A 16,409-nucleotide genomic window follows, 5' to 3' on the forward strand; every position below is an offset into this window, starting at 1 on the left:
TGCTATTCGGCGTAGTCGTTCCAGAGGGCCTTTTCACCAAGGCCTTCTTTCATTTTGCGATGAGCGTTGATCTCTTCTTCGCTCAGCCGCGCAGCAAGCGGAACAGGCCGGGCACCGGTGCTTTTTGCCGCATCACCGTTGGATTCTTCCCGCGCTCCGGCATCCTTGTCGGCCATACCCAGCCCAAGAGCGGCCTGCCGGCCACCATTCATCTCGATATAGACTTCCGCAAGGAGTTCGGCGTCAAGAAGGGCGCCGTGTTTGGTCCGGCGTGAATTATCGATACCGTAGCGCTTGCAGAGCGCATCAAGGGAGTTCGGTCCCATGGGGTGGCGGCGGCGGGCGAGGGCAAGCGTGTCCACCACGCGCGACGGATCCACCGGCGGGAGGCCGAGCCGCGCCAGTTCCGCATTGATAAAGCCTATATCGAAACTGGCATTGTGTGCGACGAGCTTGGCCCCGTCGAACAGCGTGCTCATATCCCCGATGATATCGCCAAAGATCGGCTTGTCTTCGAGAAACTCATCCGTGATTCCGTGAACTGCAAGCGCTTCCGGATGGACCTTTTTGCCCTGTGCGTTGATGTAAACGTGGAAGGTGCGCCCGGTCGGGAACTTGTTCGACAGTTCCACGCCGCCTATTTCGATCACGCGGTCAGACTGGTTATCAAGGCCGGTGGTTTCCGTGTCGAATATAATCTCACGCATTGCCGCTTTCCTCTCCAATCAGCCGGTCGACGAGTGCATTGATCTGCTCGCGTGTCTCGTCAAAGGGTCCTGATGTATCTATCACAAAATCCGCCCGTGCGCGCTTTTCTTCGTCCGGTACCTGACGCGCCAGTATGGCCTCGAATTTCTCTTCCGTCATGCCGGGACGGCGCAAAACCCGCTCCCTTTGCATATCCGGCGCACAGGACACGACCACGACCTTGTCCACGGCCTGTTCGCCCTTACCTTCAAACAGAAGTGGAATGTCGAGAACCACCAACGGCGCGCCGGCCTGCCTTTGGCGATCGACGAATTGCGCTCTGTTCTTTTCAACCAGAGGATGGACGATCGATTCCAGTTTCTTGAACGCAGCCTCATTGTTCAACACCGCCGCGGACAGTCTTTGCCGATCGACAACGTTGTCCTGCACTGTTCCCGGAAACTGCGCCTCAATAAGGGGCGCAGCCTCACCGGCATAAAGATCGTGAACGATCTGATCGGCGCTGATCACCGGAATACCGCGCTCGGCAAACATGTCCGCTGCCGTCGATTTACCCATTCCAATCGATCCCGTCAGGCCAAGAACCATCATCAATGCACCTCCAGATCCTGAACGATCCTGTTGCGCAGATCATCGGTGACTGCGGGCCGTATGCCAAACCACTTTTCAAAGCCGGGGACGGCCTGATGAAGCAGCATGCCGAGCCCGTCGACGGTGTGGCAACCTGCTTCAGCCGCCCTTTGCAGGATCGGCGTGACGAGCGGAGTATAGACGATATCCGTGACAACGCCGTTTTTGGCCATGCTTGAAAAATCGATGTCGGGAACCGGACTGCCTTCCATTCCAAGCGCGCTGGTGTTGACAAAGAGGCCGGCGCCGGCGACCGCAGCACCAAGATCATTAAGCGCATGAACGTGAATGGAATCGCCGAACCGGTCCGCGAGATCTTCGGCCCGTGACACTGTGCGGTTGACCAGGCGTATTGTCTTGATGCCGCGATCGCGAAGCGTTTGAAGGATCGCGCGACTGGCACCCCCGGCACCAAGCACGACTGCGGTTTCGGTCTTATCCCAGCCCGGAGCCCTTTCATCCAGATTGGCCGAAAAGCCGTAACCATCGGTATTGGTCGCCATCAGGCGCCCGCTTTCCAGCCACAGGGTGTTGGCGGCGCCGAGCTCGGTGGCAAGAGCATCGGCGGACCCGGCAAAACGAAATGCGTCTTCCTTGTGCGGTATCGTGACATTGCCACCCACAAAACCGCTTGAGCCGTCGGCAAGCCGTTGCATGAATTCGGGAAAGGCGTCCGGTGTGACCTGCGCAAGCTCGTAACTCCCTTCGATACCGGCCTGATCCAGCCAGTAACGATGGATGATGGGCGAGCGTGAGTGCTTGACCGGATAGCCGGCGACAAAGGCGCGTTTTATTTCAGCCATCAATTTCTCCGCGCTCGCGCAAGGCCGCAAGGAGCGGCAGCATCGGCAGGCCGATTATGGTGAAATAATCACCCTCGATCCTGTCGAAAAGCTGGATGCCTTCGCCCTCCAGCTGATAGGCGCCGACACTGGACAAAGCCTTGTCACCGACGCGGGAAAGGTAACGGCCGATAAATCCGGGGTCGAGCGGACGCATGGTCAGGCGTGCCGAAGAGACATGCCGCCAGACGGTTTCTCCTGCCTGCACGAAGACGACGGCACTGTTGAGCTGATGGGTGCGCCCGGATAGTTTCAGGAGATGACGTCGTGCGCCTTCCATATCGGCCGGTTTGTGAAAGACTTCGTCGCCAAGCGATAGTGTCTGATCGGACCCGATCACCAAGGCGCCCGGCATCTTTTCACTGACATTGAGTGCCTTTGCCTCCGCCAGCACCAGTGCCGTATCTTCCGGGCCGACGCCACTGTCGCGCAGCGGTGCTTCAACAGTCCGTTCATCGATCTCAGCCGGTTGCGCCGTGAAGGTCAGCCCGGCATTCTTCAAAAGCGCCTGGCGAAAGGGGCTGGCTGAAGCCAGGATCAGATCTGACGGCATATGATCGTCCCTCAGGGGCATTTGTGATTTCAAACCGGCCTAACGTGACTTGACGCCAAGTGCAAGAATGGCCGCCGCCGTTTCCTCTATCGAACGCCGGCTGACATCGATGGTCGGCCAATTGTGGCGGGCGCAGAGGTTTCGCGCATATTTGAGTTCCTCGGCGATCGCGACCCGGTCGACATACTCCTCACCGGAATAACCCTGCGTCGTGCCAAGCAGGCGATGGCGGCGCACTTGAGAGATACGGTCGGCGGTCGCGACGAGCCCGACAATCAATGGATGATCGGCGGTGGCAAGAACCTCGGGCAATGGCACATTGTAGACAATCGGAATGTTGACGGTCTTGTAACCACGATTGGCGAGATAGATGCTGGTTGGCGTTTTTGATGTGCGGCTGATACCGACAAGCACGATATCTGCGTCCTCAATATTGGCAGGAAGCTGGCCGTCATCATGTTCCATGGTGAAATTGAGCGCTTCCATGCGGCGGAAATACTCGGCATTCAATGTGTGCTGAGCGCCGACACGGTGTTCCGACCGCGGGCCAAGATAGGACTGAAAGAGCGAAATGACCGGATCGAGCACGGATACACAGGGAATGTTCATTTCCCGACACCGGTCATTGATCATCTGCGACAGCTCGGCATCGACGACCGTGTAGAGCACAATGCCTGGCGCACCGTCGATTGTATCGAGAACCGGCTCAAGCTGCTTGGTGCTGCGAATCAGCGGGTAAACATGCTCAAGCGCCCGCGTTCCGGTGAATTGCGCCGCTGCGGCCCTGCCAACCGTAATCAGCGTCTCTCCGGTCGAATCTGAAATAAGGTGCAGATGGAAGTAATTTTTCGGCCGATCCACGAAATTCATCCGCTTCTGTTGATAAGTGTGCATGAACCTGGATGGTTCGGACTTTGATTTCACAGGTACGGGAAAGGGGGCCGGTTTGTCCACATGGACGGTTGTCCGGGACTGAAAACACACAGGCCTGTGGACGGATGTGCATCAACATGTCGCGCAAAGGTGATCACAGCTTACCCACAGTTTCACCGATTGCTTGATAATCCTTTAACTCTTTGTTTTATAATAATTAATATAGGATATACACGGAGTTATACAGGGCGTTTGTATACTGTTGTATAACTGGCGCCGGTTTTCCAAACTGTGGAGGAGCTTGGGATTGTCTTTAATCCTTGATACCCACCGACTCTAAGAAATAGAAGACTCTTAAATAACCTTTCTTTTTTAATGGGTGAGGGATTCAGGATGGTACAGGACCGCAAGGTCATGAGGGTATTGAGTGGTGAAACCGTCTTTCCCCCACCCGTTTGGTTGATGCGTCAGGCAGGCCGGTATCTCCCCGAATACAGAGCGACGCGGAAACAGGCGGGAGGCTTTCTGGATCTTTGCTACTCTCCGGAACTGGCGACGGAAGTCACTTTGCAGCCGATACGGCGTTATGGCTTTGATGCAGCCATCCTGTTTTCCGACATACTCGTCATACCGGATGCACTTGATCGTGATGTGCGTTTTGAGGAAGGCCGTGGGCCACTCATGACGCCGATCGATGCTGCAGGTATTGCGGGTCTCGACGGAACGCGGATGCTGGATCATCTTGCCCCGGTCATGGAAACCGTTACGCGGCTTCGCAAAGAGCTGCCGGATGAGACGACACTGCTGGGTTTTTGTGGAGCGCCCTGGACGGTTGCGACCTATATGATTGCCGGTCACGGCACGCCGGACCAGGCGCCGGCGAGGCTTTTTGCCTATCGCGAAGCTGAGGCGTTTGAAGCCCTGCTCGATCTTCTGGCCGATCTGTCGGCTGACTATCTGTGTGCACAGATCGAAGCCGGTGCCGATGCCGTTCAGATTTTTGACTCCTGGGCCGGCGTTCTGGGCGAGACGGAATTTGAACGGTTTTGTATCAAGCCGGTGCAGAAGATTGTCAGGACAGTGCGAGAACGCCATCCACAGGCACGGATCATAGCCTTTGCCAAGGGCGCTGGTATTCTTCTGGAGAGCTATCGTCAGAAGACGGGCGCTGACGCGATCGGACTGGATTGGGCGGTTCCGCTGTCATTTGCACAACGATTGCAGCAGGACGGGCCCGTACAGGGCAATCTGGACCCGATGCGGGTCGTTTCCGGGGGCAATGCGCTCGATGAGGGCGTCGATGCCATTCTCGAGGCGCTGGGCGACGGTCCGCTGATCTTCAATCTCGGTCACGGCATCACGCCGCAGGCGGACCCGGACCATGTCGAGAGGCTTGTGAAGCGGTTGCGCGCGGCGCAGCGCTGACAAGGACGGTTCCATGAGCCCGCAAAACACCAATATTGACGAGATCGCCGGGAAAAAAGCGTCTGCGCGGGCGCGGATCGCGCTTGTCAGTCTTTGCGTTGTTGTTGCGGCGCTGATGATCTGGAACCCGCCGGCGCTCTATGACTGGATGCGGGCGGTCCATGTCATGGCGATCATTTCCTGGATGGCGGGTATGTTCTATCTGCCGCGGCTGTTCGTCTATCACAGCGGTAGCGAAGTCGGATCGCAGCAATCCGAGACATTCAAGATCATGGAAGCAAGACTCTACCGGGTCATCATGACACCGGCCATGGTGATATCCTGGGTTCTTGGACTTTGGCTGGCCTATGATGGCTTCGGTTTCTCGGGCGTTTGGCTTTGGCTCAAGATTGCCGCCGTTTTGGGCTTGTCCGCCGCGCATGGCTATTTCGGCAAGTCGCTGCGCCGTTTTGCAGCCGATCATCGTGACCATAGCGCTACACATTGGCGCAAAGTCAATGAAATCCCCACAGTGCTGATGGTGTTCATCGTCATCATGGTGATCGTCAAACCGTTTTGAGCTTGCCGTTTGCCGCAAAATATGCGACAGGCGGTGCACCATATGCATTTGAGAGCGTTTCACGTGAATCGCCCGGCTCCAGTCCTACCTTGCATATGGCGACGATCCTCGACCGTCATAGAATTTCCCCAAGTCTGACCGATACCCATGACGACCTTGCCCCCTTCAGAATCTGGAAACCTCATGCAGGAAATGAAGCTTCAAGAGCTTAAGAACAAAACCCCGACGGAACTTCTCGAATTTGCCGAGACGCTCGAGGTGGAAAACGCCAGCACCATGCGCAAGCAGGAGCTGATGTTTGCGATGCTGAAGAAGCTCGCAGCCCAGGATATCGAGATCATTGGCGAGGGCGTCGTCGAAATATTGCAGGACGGTTTCGGCTTTCTGCGTTCGGCCAATGCGAATTATCTGCCGGGTCCGGACGATATCTATATATCGCCGTCGCAGATCCGCCGCTTTTCACTGAAAACCGGTGACACGGTGGAAGGTCCGATCCGCGGACCCAAGGAAGGCGAGCGCTATTTTGCGCTGCTGAAGGTCAACACGATCAATTTTGAAGATCCGGAAAAGATCAGGCACAAGACCCACTTCGACAATCTGACGCCGCTTTATCCCGATGAGCGTTTCAACATGGAATTCGACGATCCGACGTCGAAGGACCTGTCGGCGCGGGTTATCGATCTTGTTGCACCGCTCGGCAAAGGCCAGCGCGGGCTGATCGTAGCGCCGCCGCGCACCGGTAAGACGGTTCTTCTGCAGAACATCGCCCATTCCATTACCGCCAATCATCCAGAATGCTATCTGATCGTTCTTCTGATTGACGAGCGTCCCGAGGAAGTCACGGATATGCAGCGTTCGGTGAATGGCGAGGTTGTCTCATCAACCTTTGACGAACCGGCCGCGCGGCACGTCCAGGTGGCTGAAATGGTCATCGAGAAGGCAAAACGGCTGGTTGAGCACGGCCGCGACGTTGTCATCCTTCTTGATTCCATCACCCGTCTTGGCCGCGCCTATAACACGGTTGTCCCGTCCTCCGGCAAGGTTTTGACCGGCGGTGTCGATGCCAACGCCCTGCAACGGCCGAAACGTTTCTTCGGCGCCGCCCGCAATATCGAGGAAGGCGGATCGCTGACGATCATCGCGACGGCCCTGATCGATACGGGCAGCCGCATGGACGAAGTGATCTTCGAGGAATTCAAGGGAACCGGCAACTCTGAAATCGTCCTGGACCGGAAGGTCGCCGACAAGCGTATCTACCCGTCCATGGACATTCTGAAATCCGGTACGCGCAAGGAAGACCTTCTCATTCCGAAGCAGGATCTTCAGAAGATTTTTGTTCTGCGCCGTATTCTCGCGCCGATGGGAACCACCGATGCGATCGAGTTCCTGATCGACAAACTCAAGCAGACGAAGAACAATTCGGATTTCTTCGATTCCATGAACGCCTAGCCTGCCGGCGGACGCAGAAGCTCTTCCAGGGATTTTGCGTCAAAGACAGGTGGCAGACAGACGGGACCGTTGCAAAGAAAAGCAGCGGTCCCTTTTTGTTTGCCGGAGTCAAAACCTGTCGCCCCGCCGATCAAGTCGCGAACCTCATCCTCCGTCCTTGCAACGAGATCAATGCGTGACGGGTCGGTATGACGATGCACAACGTCGAGAATTTCTTTAGCCGGATTCAGCAGTACAAGATTCTTCGGATTGGCGACGGTGTCGATGGCATTGATCGTGCCGCTTGCCGCCATGGGTATTTGCCGGATGCGGCCCCACAGCGAGGCCGAGAAGGCCGATACCTTTTGCGGCAGGTCAAGATCCGCCGAAAGACCTGATAGCCGCGCCATGGCTTCGAGAATCTGTGCGGATGCCGATGGTGCCGCATCGTCGTGTTCGTGCCTGGCGCGTAAAAGGACATCGTCCGCATCATCTGCGGTGAAGTAGTAACCGCCGGCACCGTCGCTGTAGTGCCGATCAAGGGTCGACAGCCACGCTTCAGCGATCGCAAGGTATGATGGCTCCAGTGTCGCCTCGTAAAGGGAGATGGCGGCATTGATCATGGCGCCATAGTCGGAGGCCAGGGCGGGATAGGTCACGCTGCCCTTGCACCAGGCATGGGCAAGCCTTCCCTCCCGAGACATCGATTCGGATACGAAATCAAAGGCGCCAACAGCAAGATCGACCCAATCAGGCCGGCCCAGGCGGTTACCGGCTTCTGCGAGCGCCCGTATCATCAGGCCGTTCCAATCGGCGAGAACCTTGTCGTCGAGGCCCGGGCGAATGCGCGATGCGCGCATCTCCAACAGTTTATCACGGCAGGCCCGCAGCCTTTTCTCCGTCGGACCGTCTGCTTGCGGTGTCTGCAGACGGTTCAAGATGACCTTGCCTTCCCAGTTTCCACCCTCACTCACATCGTAATACTGGCAAAACAACGCGGCATCGTCACCGAGCGCGGCATCGATCTCGACTTTCTGCCAGATGTAAAACCGCCCCTCTTCTCCCTCACTGTCGGCGTCAAGGCTGGAGGCGAAGCCCCCGCCTGGCAGGCGCATTTCACGCATGAGCCAGTCCGTTGTTTCTTCAATGCGTCGACGGAACAGGGCATCGCCGGTTTCGCCATAGGCCCACAGCAAGGCCCGGATGAACTGGCCATTGTCGTAGAGCATTTTTTCGAAATGCGGCACCAGCCAGATCGCGTCGACACAATAGCGCGCCAGTCCGCCGCCGAGATGATCGTAAATGCCTCCATTGGACAAAACCGTGATCCATTTCAAGGCGGCGTCCCGTGCGGCCTGCGAACCGCTTCTGCGCCAATCCCGCCACAGTGTTTCGAGCATCGAGGCGTTTGGAAATTTCGGAGCCTGGCCGATCCCGCCATTTTTGCGGTCGACGATGGACAAAACGCCGGCTGCCTGGCGTTGAAGGCTATCCGGATCCGGTTGTTCAGCAGTGCCTTCAAAAGCCAGTTGCTGTTTCAGGTGGTTGTGGATGGATTGCGTGTTGCTTTCTATCTTGCCGGGCTCTTCGTGATAGATTCGGGATAGGCTTTTCAGGACGGTTTTGAAATCCGGTCGGCCATGCGCAGCCGTTTTCGGGAAGTAGGTTCCGCCCCAGAACGGTTCGCCCTCCGGGTTAAGAAATATGGTTAACGGCCAGCCACCCTGCTCGCCCATGGCGTGAAGCGCGGCCATATAAATCTGATCGATATCCGTGCGCTCTTCGCGATCGACCTTGATGTTGATATAGAGCTCGTTCATGAGCGCAGCCGTCTCTTCATCCTCGAAGCTTTCATGGGCCATGACATGGCACCAGTGACAGGCGGCATAGCCGATGGAGAGCAAAATGGGCTTGCCCGTGCGCTTGGCCTCCTTTAAGGCGGCCTCACCCCATGTCTGCCAGTGAACCGGGTTATCTTCGTGCTGGCGCAAATAGGGGCTGGCCGATTGGCCGAGAACATTGGTCAATTCAGATGAGGACATAAATCACCGGTGTGGGCTTGATGGTGGAACGGAAGGATCACTATAGGGATACGATTTTTGCGTTGTCGAGTGGCGCGGGCGTTTCCGGTGTTGCGGTTATCCGCCTGTCCGGCCCCAGTGTCCGATTCGGACTCGAAACAATGATCGGAGACGTGCCGGAGGCGCGCCACGCCACTCTTAAATCCCTATATAGTGCAGACAAGAGAGAACTCGACCGTGGGCTGGTTTTGTATTTTCCGGGCCCGAATTCCTTTACCGGTGAGGATTGCGCCGAATTGCAGGTCCATGGCGGCCGGGCAGTGGTGCAGGCGGTTCTGGAGTGTCTGTCAGGTCTTGACGGTTTCAGGAGCGCCGAGCCGGGAGAGTTTACCCGGCGGGCCTTTGACAACGGCAAAATGGATCTGACAGAAGTTGAAGGGCTTGCAGACCTGATTGCCGCCGAAACGGAGATGCAACGGCGGCTGGCGCTGGAGCAGTCATCCGGATCCCTGTCCGATCTTTACGACGGGTGGCGGCAACGGCTTGTCAGGGCACGGGCGATGATTGAAGCGGATTTCGATTTTGCCGACGAGGAGGATATACCCGGCTCGGTCACGGAGACGATCTGGCCGGAGCTGCGCCAGCTTCTGGGCGAGATCGACCGTCATCTCCTGTCTGCCAAAGCCGGGGAAATCATCAGGGACGGTTACCGGGTGGTGATTCTCGGTGCGCCTAATGCCGGCAAATCGAGCCTGATGAATGCCCTGGCAAAGCGTGATATCGCTATCGTCTCGGACGAAAAGGGCACAACACGCGATCTGTTGGAGGTCCACCTCGATCTCGACGGCTATCCTGTGATCCTGCAGGATACCGCCGGATTACGCGATGGCGCCGGGGCAGTGGAACGCGAAGGCATGCGCCGGGCCATGGACGCTGCCCGACGGGCTGATCTTATCCTGTTGCTTGATGATTTGAGCGGTCGGGCCGGCGCCGCTCCGGTCACCGACGGTGACGTTGCCAGGCTGCGTGTCGGAACCAAAGCCGATCTGGCGGCGCATATCGATCGGGATGATCTGGACTGTCTTGTTTCGGTCAAGCAGGATGACGGACTGTCTTCGCTCCTGAGCCTTTTGCACTCTCATGTGCATGAGGCTGCGGGCCAGGCAACGGGTACGCTGCCAAACCGGCAAAGGCACAAGGAATATCTCAGGACCTGCCGAGAAGCGCTGGAAGAGGCGCTGGAAAACGATTCGGATCCGTTAGAATTAAGGGCAGAAGCGCTTCGCCGGGCGGGCAATGCCTTGGGCCGGTTGACAGGACGGATCGACGTTGAGGATCTTCTGGATCTGATATTCGGTGAATTTTGCGTGGGTAAATAACGTATGGGTTGCGGCATTTGTCCTTTGCCGGCTGCGTGTTTCACGTGAAACAGAGCCCTTGACAAATGGCGCGGGGAATCCGATTTCAGGCGCCACAGGAGTAAACCATGTCACAACAGGACCAACAGGCTTATGACGTCGTCGTCATTGGTGGTGGGCATGCCGGCTGTGAAGCTGCGGCAGCCGCTGCGCGCCTTGGTGCATCCACCGCGCTGATCACGCATCGGCGCGACACAATCGGCGTGATGTCGTGCAACCCGGCGATTGGCGGGCTGGGCAAGGGCCACCTTGTGCGTGAGATCGATGCGCTTGATGGGTTGATGGGCCGTGTGGCGGATCAATCAGGTATTCAGTTTCGCCTGCTCAACCGAAGCAAGGGCCCGGCCGTGCGTGGTCCGCGGACACAGGCAGACCGCAAGCTCTATCGCGAGGCCATGCTCCGCGCCGTTGAAGAGACGGACAATCTGGATATTGTTGAAGCGGAGGTCAGCGATTTCGAAATATCCGGCGGAAAGATTGTCGCCGTTGTTCTTTCGGACGGCAGGGCAATCCGCTGTGGTGCGGCGGTGCTGACGACCGGAACGTTTCTGCGCGGCCTTATTCATATCGGCAAGAAGCAGATTCCGGCGGGCCGCATGGGCGACAAGCCCGCTTCCGGTCTTTCAACGACATTGATGGGACTGGGGTTTGAACTCGGCCGGCTGAAAACCGGGACCCCTGCCCGACTGGATACGCGGACAATAGACTGGGATTCGGTTGGCCGACAATCGGCGGACGCGGATCCAGTGCCGTTTTCATTCATGACGGATCGGATTACGGTTCCGCAGATTGATTGCGGCATAACGCATACAACGCCTGAGACACACGAGATCATCGCAGACAATATTGATGAGTCGGCGATGTATTCCGGACGTATTGAAGGAACCGGACCGCGCTATTGCCCGTCTGTAGAGGACAAGATCGTACGGTTCGCGGATCGCGACCGACACCAGGTTTTTCTCGAGCCGGAAGGTCTCGACGACATCAATGTCTATCCCAACGGTATTTCGACCTCTCTGCCGGAGGATGTTCAAGATCGCTTTATCAGAACGATTCCCGGCCTTGAGAACGTAGAGATCCTGCAGCCCGGATATGCGATCGAATATGACCATATCGACCCGCGGGAGCTGCGCCCGACACTTGAGACAAAACGCGTTTCCGGTCTCTACCTTGCCGGCCAGATCAATGGGACGACCGGCTATGAGGAAGCGGGCGGTCAGGGGCTCGTTGCAGGCCTGAACGCCGCACTCGCAGTTGCCGGAAAAGAGCCATGGATATTCAGCCGAACAGATTCCTATCTCGGTGTGATGATCGATGATCTGACAACCCGCGGCGTGTCGGAACCGTACCGTATGTTCACCTCGCGCGCCGAATACCGGCTGACCCTGCGGGCGGACAATGCCGATTTGCGTCTGACACCGCGCGGTATTGAGCGGGGACTTGTCGGATTAACAAGGCGTAAGGAGTTTGAGTCCTGGAAGGCGGATGTCGATCAGCTGCGCGATCATTTGCAAGAGCTGACCTTAACACCGGCCGAGGCGCAAAGGCATGATCTCAAGGTCAATCAGGATGGGCAGCGCCGATCCGCCTATGCGCTGCTTGCCTATACGGAAAACGATGTCGCTCGCCTCTCCGCCATCTGGCCGGAACTTGGCGATGTTGATCGGCGCGTCGCAGAGCCGGTTCAGACAGAGGCCGCCTATGCGGTCTATCTGGAACGGCAGAGCCGCGATATAGCGATCCAGCGCAAGGAAGAGGAACGATTCATACCCGAAACGTTTGACTATGATGACCTGCCGGGCCTTTCGAACGAACTTAGTCACAAGCTGAAAAGTGCAAGGCCAAGAACAATCGCGCATGCCAGCCAGATTGAGGGCATGACACCCGCAGCGATCACGCTTGTCCTGTCACGTCTGCGCAAGAGTGAGGTTTCTTCGACCGATCGTGTCGCCAAAGTGTCCTGAATGTGAAAACAGCCGGAAAACGACATTGCACAAACAGATAGCGGATCGCCTGCAATCTCTGCACCCCGTTTCACGTGAAACATTGCGTCGGCTAGAGGTCTTTGTCGGGCTCTTTGAAAAATGGTCCCGCAGCATTAATCTGGCAGCGCCCTCCACATTGCCGCATATATGGGAGCGGCATATTCTGGACAGTGCCCAGATATTTGCCCTGAACCCGGGTCCGAAAGCCTGGCTGGATATTGGCAGCGGAGGCGGATTTCCGGGGATCGTGACTGCCGTCCTGCTTTGCGAGCAGGGTGCCGGTCACGTTGATCTGGTGGAAAGCAATCAGAAGAAGGCCGCCTTTCTTCGGCGCGCCCTTGCAGAAACCGGTGGGCGCGGGGCGGTCCATGCAATCCGGATCGAGCAGGCGCAAAAGACGCTGAGCGGCTTTGACGCGGTGTCCGCAAGGGCGGTTGCGGATCTCGACATGGTGCTCGGCTATTGTTCTTCCTGGCTTGAAGAAGGCGCGACCGCCTATTTTCACAAAGGCCGGGATTACCGGCGCGAGATCGACAAAGCCCGTAGAAGCTGGTCCTTCGATCTGGTAGAACATACAAGTATAGTCGATGCGGATTCCGTCATATTGCAGATCAGTAAACCTGTGCGTACATGACGGATTATCGAGGTGTTGGTGAAGTTGCTTGGCAAAGGCAATATGACGAGGCGCTGACAGATGTTGGGTAATGGCAAGAGAATTATAACCGTCGCCAACCAGAAGGGCGGTGTCGGAAAGACCACGACCGCGATCAATCTCGCAACTGCGCTGGCGGCCATTGGCGAGCGGGTGCTGATCATTGATCTCGACCCTCAGGGCAATGCCAGCACGGGTCTGGGGATCGAGCGGCAGGACCGGGTTAAATCATCCTATCATCTGATGCTTGGCCAGACCGGAATCGCCGAAGCGGCGATGAAAACCGATGTACCCAATCTGTCAATCGTGCCGTCGACGATGGATCTGCTTGGTGTCGAGATGGAAATCTCAGGCCAGAAGGATCGGGTCTTTCGGCTCAAGAATGCGATCGCCGCACACCGGGTCGGCGACTATGACTATATCCTTATCGACTGCCCACCGTCGCTCAATCTTCTGACCATCAACGCCATGGCTGCGGCTCATTCCGTTCTTGTGCCGCTACAGTGCGAGTTTTTTGCGCTTGAGGGTCTCAGCCAGCTTCTGGAGACGGTGGGCCAGGTGCGCTCCACACTCAATCCGAGCCTGGATATCCAGGGCATCGTCATGACCATGTACGATTCGCGCAACAACCTGGCGCAGCAGGTCGTCGACGATGTGCGGTCCTATCTCGGCGATAAAGTTTACCGTACTCTCATTCCACGCAATGTTCGCGTGTCAGAAGCGCCATCCTATGGTAAGCCGGCTATACTTTACGACCTCAGATGTTCTGGCAGCCAGGCCTATCTGAAACTGGCATCTGAGGTCATTCAGCGGGAACGCGAGCGCAAAGCCGCCTGATAAGGCATGAAGATCAAACACTTAACGGTGTAGAGATGAGTGATGAAAATTCAAAGAAGAGGCTGGGACGGGGACTTGCCGCGCTGATCGGCGAGATGGACCAGCCTTATGAAGCCCAGGAAACGCCTGTGGCTGAGACGGCCGATCAATTCGTACCGATCGAATTTGTCAGCCGCAATCCAAACAACCCGCGTCGGAATTTTGACGAATCGGACCTGGAAGATCTCGCCCGCTCGATCAACCAGCACGGCATTGTCCAGCCGGTCGTGGTTCGGCCGATGGGCGACGGGCGCTACGAGATCATTGCCGGCGAGCGGCGCTGGCGGGCAGCTCAACGGGCAGGCCTTGTCGAAATTCCTGTTCTGATCCGCGATGTGGACGACCGAATGGCGCTGGAGATCGCCATCGTCGAAAATGTTCAGCGTTCGGACCTCAATCCGCTTGACGAGGCGCTCGGATATGAGCAGCTGATCGCCGATCACGGTTATACGCAAAATGACCTCGGCGATATTATCGGCAAAAGCCGCAGCCATGTGGCGAACAGCCTCAGATTGCTGAAATTGCCGGAAAAGGTCCGTGATATGCTCTCCGATGGCGCATTGACCGCCGGGCATGCGCGGGCCATCGCCTCCACCTCTGATCCGGTGAAGCTGGCGCGGCAGATTGTTTCGAAGGGCATGTCCGTGCGCGATGCCGAGCGATTGGCTCAAAAGGACGGAGAACCTGCCACGTCCAGATCTAAGTCTACCGCTCCGGCAAAGGATGCCGATACGCTGGCCCTGGAAAAGATGCTGACCGATAATCTTGGTCTCAAGGTCACGATCAGTCACCGCGGCGGCGGTGGCCAGGTCAAGGTTGACTATCGCACCCTTGAACAGCTGGACGAGCTTTGCCGGCTGCTTCAGGCGCAACGGTAATCCAACCAGTAGCCGGCTATCTACTTGTCAGTTTCGATGATCTGAGCGCAATTGCGAGCAATGCCTGGCGGGCAATGCTGTTTTGCAATGCGGGCTGTTTGCGGGTTTCAAGGATTGCGTTCTGCAGATGCTGCAAAACATCATCCGTTGCGCGGCCATTCCAGCCGCGAACGGCCTTTTCCAGAGCGGGTTTGCGGCGAAAGTGTACGCGCCGGCCATATTCGCCAAGGACCTCGGAAACCCGCTTGCGTTCGCCCTCGATCAGTCCGCGCATGACGGCAATCATCTGGAACTGCCGCATGCAGGCCTGAAGTACCAGAAAAACCTGTGCTTTTGAGGCAATAATGCGTGTGAGTGCGTGATCGAGACCGGATACGTTCCCGGTCAGGACGCAATCCACCGCCTCGTCGATTGACAGGGAGGACGCATCGCCTGAAATGGCGCGGACATCCTCTTCGGTTACCTCACCGCGCCCATGGCAATAAAGGGCGAGCTTTTGCAGTTCCTTTCGGCTTGCCAGCCGGTCGCCACCGAGATTTTCAACGAGATGCTGACGCGCAGGCGGACTGATATTGAGACCCGACTGCCCAAGTTCTTCGTCGATCAACGCGTGAATGGCCCGCCCGTCATCAGCATAACAGGGCAGCGCCATTGATGCTTTGCCCGTTTCGGCGGTCTTGCGCAGGGACGAGCCCTTTTTGAGGTCGCCAGCCTCGATAATGAGCGTTGTATCGGCCGGCGGGTCGGCGGCCATGGCCGCAACGGCGTCGACGACCGCCTTGTCATTGCCGGCGCCCCGGAGCCAGATGAGCCGATCACCACCAAACAGAGCGATGGCGTTGATTTCGTCGAGCAGCCGTGCCGGATCTTCCTTCAGATCCGAGTTGTCCAGTTTCACGACATTAAAATCATCGGTGAGGTCGACATTGACCGTTCTGGAAAGGGCTGCTGCCCGTTCGGATACGAGGCCACGGTCCGGTCCGTAGATCAGCAGCGCCCGGTAACTCGGGTCTGGCCGCTTGATGAAACCGTCGACTTCGTGGGCCTTTTTCTGTGCCATTTCTATCGGGTAATCAGCGCCGCCGTGTCCGCCCGGATGATTTCGGCCAATTCGCCGGCCGCCCGGTCTTCCGCATCGCGAAGAGCGCGCCTGTTGGCAAATTCCTGGGTTGTCTGATCATAGAAGGTCACGACCGTGCGCTTGCCGCTGCCGATAATTTCCTTGGTTTTGTTATCCCGCAGGGAATAGGTGGCAATCGCACTGTAGCGCTGTGCGGTGATGCCGTCAGTCAGCTGCTCGCGCAATGCGGCGCTGGCGCTGCCGGCGACGGCAAGATCAAGCGTGTAGTCGGGATGCGCGGGCTCACCTTTGCCGCCTGAGAACATAAAAATCAAACGGTTACGCAATACCTGCTCAACCCGGTCGTCGGCCGGGTTGATGCCTACGGACAGGAGTTTCGATTCCGTTCCCGCCGATGTGGAATAGAGCGGTTTGACCTGGCATGCCTGGAGAATGGAAACGCCGAATACCAGAAGCACGGCAAGCAGAATATGTCTCATT

Annotated in this window: 16 protein-coding genes; 8 read left to right on the forward strand and 8 right to left on the reverse strand. The window is 57.3% G+C overall.

Going from position 1 to position 16,409, the window contains the following annotated elements; translation table 11 throughout:
- Positions 1 to 2: 2 nt before the first annotated feature.
- From dnaQ to OQ273_RS20505, 5 genes are read right to left on the reverse strand one after another with little or no spacing between them, the layout of a single operon-like run.
- On the reverse strand, positions 3 to 707 hold the full coding sequence (dnaQ, locus tag OQ273_RS20485; protein WP_267992780.1) for a DNA polymerase III subunit epsilon: 705 nt from the start codon (positions 705 to 707) through the stop codon (positions 3 to 5).
- Complete coding sequence (gene coaE / locus OQ273_RS20490; RefSeq protein WP_267992781.1) at positions 700 to 1,299, reverse strand: dephospho-CoA kinase; 600 nt, start codon at positions 1,297 to 1,299, stop codon at positions 700 to 702. Before coaE ends, dnaQ begins: the two co-directional genes overlap by 8 nt.
- Complete coding sequence (locus tag OQ273_RS20495) at positions 1,299 to 2,141, reverse strand: shikimate dehydrogenase (protein WP_267992782.1); 843 nt, start codon at positions 2,139 to 2,141, stop codon at positions 1,299 to 1,301. The genes coaE and OQ273_RS20495 overlap by 1 nt, the downstream gene beginning before the upstream one ends.
- The gene (locus tag OQ273_RS20500) at positions 2,134 to 2,733 is read right to left on the reverse strand and encodes a Maf-like protein (protein WP_267992783.1); all 600 of its coding nucleotides are present in this window, start codon (positions 2,731 to 2,733) and stop codon (positions 2,134 to 2,136) included. The genes OQ273_RS20495 and OQ273_RS20500 overlap by 8 nt, the downstream gene beginning before the upstream one ends.
- A gap of 39 nt (positions 2,734 to 2,772) precedes the next feature.
- Positions 2,773 to 3,594 (reverse strand): pyruvate, water dikinase regulatory protein, encoded by an 822-nt coding sequence (locus OQ273_RS20505; RefSeq protein WP_267992784.1) that lies wholly within the window; start codon positions 3,592 to 3,594, stop codon positions 2,773 to 2,775.
- 426 nt (positions 3,595 to 4,020) lie between these two features.
- On the opposite strand from OQ273_RS20505, the gene hemE reads away from it, so the two are divergent.
- From hemE to rho, 3 genes are all read left to right on the forward strand, one after another.
- Entirely contained in the window at positions 4,021 to 5,031 is a 1,011-nt protein-coding gene (gene hemE, locus OQ273_RS20510) for a uroporphyrinogen decarboxylase (protein WP_271292123.1), read from the forward strand.
- Positions 5,032 to 5,044: 13 nt separating this feature from the next.
- Positions 5,045 to 5,590 (forward strand): protoporphyrinogen oxidase HemJ, encoded by a 546-nt coding sequence (gene hemJ, locus OQ273_RS20515; protein ID WP_267992786.1) that lies wholly within the window; start codon positions 5,045 to 5,047, stop codon positions 5,588 to 5,590.
- Between the two features lie 183 nt (positions 5,591 to 5,773).
- The gene (gene rho, locus OQ273_RS20520; protein WP_267992787.1) at positions 5,774 to 7,039 is read left to right on the forward strand and encodes a transcription termination factor Rho; all 1,266 of its coding nucleotides are present in this window, start codon (positions 5,774 to 5,776) and stop codon (positions 7,037 to 7,039) included.
- Here the strand turns inward: rho and OQ273_RS20525 are convergent.
- Positions 7,036 to 9,060 (reverse strand): thioredoxin domain-containing protein, encoded by a 2,025-nt coding sequence (locus tag OQ273_RS20525; protein ID WP_267992788.1) that lies wholly within the window; start codon positions 9,058 to 9,060, stop codon positions 7,036 to 7,038. The genes rho and OQ273_RS20525 overlap by 4 nt on opposite strands.
- A 20-nt stretch (positions 9,061 to 9,080) precedes the next feature.
- On the opposite strand from OQ273_RS20525, the gene mnmE reads away from it, so the two are divergent.
- From mnmE to OQ273_RS20550, 5 genes are all read left to right on the forward strand, one after another.
- The gene (mnmE, locus tag OQ273_RS20530; RefSeq protein ID WP_267992789.1) at positions 9,081 to 10,418 is read left to right on the forward strand and encodes a tRNA uridine-5-carboxymethylaminomethyl(34) synthesis GTPase MnmE; all 1,338 of its coding nucleotides are present in this window, start codon (positions 9,081 to 9,083) and stop codon (positions 10,416 to 10,418) included.
- Positions 10,419 to 10,525: 107 nt separating this feature from the next.
- Positions 10,526 to 12,421: a tRNA uridine-5-carboxymethylaminomethyl(34) synthesis enzyme MnmG gene (mnmG, locus tag OQ273_RS20535; RefSeq protein WP_267992790.1), complete on the forward strand. Its 1,896-nt coding sequence runs from the start codon at positions 10,526 to 10,528 to the stop codon at positions 12,419 to 12,421.
- A gap of 25 nt (positions 12,422 to 12,446) precedes the next feature.
- Complete coding sequence (gene rsmG / locus OQ273_RS20540; RefSeq protein WP_425493397.1) at positions 12,447 to 13,076, forward strand: 16S rRNA (guanine(527)-N(7))-methyltransferase RsmG; 630 nt, start codon at positions 12,447 to 12,449, stop codon at positions 13,074 to 13,076.
- 60 nt (positions 13,077 to 13,136) lie between these two features.
- Positions 13,137 to 13,931: a ParA family protein gene (locus OQ273_RS20545; RefSeq protein ID WP_267992791.1), complete on the forward strand. Its 795-nt coding sequence runs from the start codon at positions 13,137 to 13,139 to the stop codon at positions 13,929 to 13,931.
- A gap of 35 nt (positions 13,932 to 13,966) precedes the next feature.
- The gene (locus OQ273_RS20550) at positions 13,967 to 14,848 is read left to right on the forward strand and encodes a ParB/RepB/Spo0J family partition protein (RefSeq protein ID WP_267992792.1); all 882 of its coding nucleotides are present in this window, start codon (positions 13,967 to 13,969) and stop codon (positions 14,846 to 14,848) included.
- A 16-nt stretch (positions 14,849 to 14,864) separates the two neighbouring features.
- Here the strand turns inward: OQ273_RS20550 and holA are convergent, their stop codons facing one another.
- Both holA and lptE read right to left on the reverse strand, forming a co-directional pair.
- Positions 14,865 to 15,908: a DNA polymerase III subunit delta gene (gene holA / locus OQ273_RS20555; RefSeq protein WP_267992793.1), complete on the reverse strand. Its 1,044-nt coding sequence runs from the start codon at positions 15,906 to 15,908 to the stop codon at positions 14,865 to 14,867.
- 2 nt (positions 15,909 to 15,910) lie between these two features.
- Complete coding sequence (gene lptE, locus OQ273_RS20560; protein WP_267992794.1) at positions 15,911 to 16,408, reverse strand: LPS assembly lipoprotein LptE; 498 nt, start codon at positions 16,406 to 16,408, stop codon at positions 15,911 to 15,913.
- Position 16,409: the final 1 nt, after the last annotated feature.

Origin of the sequence: Hoeflea prorocentri (assembly GCF_027944115.1) — a bacterium.
Lineage (GTDB): Bacteria > Pseudomonadota > Alphaproteobacteria > Rhizobiales > Rhizobiaceae > Hoeflea_A > Hoeflea_A prorocentri.